The sequence below is a fragment of the Rhizobium grahamii CCGE 502 genome (genome assembly GCF_000298315.2).
GTDB lineage: Bacteria > Pseudomonadota > Alphaproteobacteria > Rhizobiales > Rhizobiaceae > Rhizobium > Rhizobium grahamii.
The window spans coordinates 1-1,184 of sequence record NZ_AEYE02000049.1; the positions used below are offsets into that span (position 1 = coordinate 1).

Here is a 1,184-nt window from a genome sequence, read left to right on the forward strand (position 1 = left end):
AAATGGCAAAGAGTAAGTTTGAGCGCAACAAGCCGCACGTTAACATCGGCACGATCGGCCACGTTGACCACGGCAAGACGTCTCTGACGGCAGCGATCACGAAGTACTTCGGCGAGTTCAAGGCGTACGACCAGATCGACGCTGCGCCGGAAGAAAAGGCTCGCGGCATCACCATTTCGACGGCACACGTCGAATACGAGACCCCGAACCGTCACTATGCCCACGTTGACTGCCCCGGCCACGCCGACTACGTCAAGAACATGATCACCGGTGCTGCCCAGATGGACGGCGCGATCCTGGTTTGCTCGGCTGCTGACGGCCCGATGCCGCAGACCCGCGAGCACATCCTGCTTGCTCGTCAGGTTGGCGTTCCGGCGATCGTCGTGTTCCTCAACAAGGTCGACCAGGTTGACGACGCCGAGCTTCTCGAACTCGTCGAGCTCGAAGTTCGCGAACTTCTGTCGTCCTACGACTTCCCGGGCGACGACATTCCGGTCATCAAGGGTTCGGCGCTGGCCGCTCTCGAAGACAGCGACAAGAAGATCGGCGAAGACGCGATCCGCGAGCTGATGGCAGCTGTTGACGCTTACATCCCGACGCCTGAGCGTCCGATCGACCAGCCCTTCCTGATGCCGATCGAAGACGTGTTCTCGATCTCTGGCCGTGGTACGGTTGTGACCGGCCGTGTCGAGCGTGGCATCGTCAAGGTTGGCGAAGAAGTCGAAATCGTCGGCATCCGCCCGACCTCGAAGACGACGGTTACCGGCGTTGAAATGTTCCGCAAGCTGCTCGATCAGGGCCAGGCTGGCGACAACATCGGCGCTCTGGTTCGTGGTGTTAACCGTGACGGCGTCGAGCGTGGTCAGATCCTGTGCAAGCCGGGCTCTGTCAAGCCGCACAAGAAGTTCATGGCCGAAGCCTACATCCTGACGAAGGAAGAAGGCGGCCGTCATACGCCGTTCTTCACCAACTACCGCCCGCAGTTCTACTTCCGTACGACTGACGTGACCGGTATCGTCTCGCTGCCGGAAGGCACGGAAATGGTTATGCCTGGCGACAACGTCACCGTTGCTGTCGAGCTGATCGTTCCGATCGCGATGGAAGAAAAGCTGCGCTTCGCGATCCGCGAAGGCGGCCGTACCGTCGGCGCCGGCATCGTCGCCTCGATCGTCGAGTAAGCTTCG

1 protein-coding gene is annotated in these 1,184 nt (G+C 60.5%); it reads left to right on the top strand.

The window, feature by feature from the left end; all coding sequences use genetic code 11:
• The first annotated feature begins 2 nt into the window (after positions 1 to 2).
• Positions 3 to 1,178 carry an elongation factor Tu gene (gene tuf / locus RGCCGE502_RS34325; RefSeq protein ID WP_016558834.1) on the top strand — a complete coding sequence of 392 codons (1,176 nt, stop codon included), beginning with the start codon at positions 3 to 5 and terminating at the stop codon, positions 1,176 to 1,178.
• Positions 1,179 to 1,184: the final 6 nt, after the last annotated feature.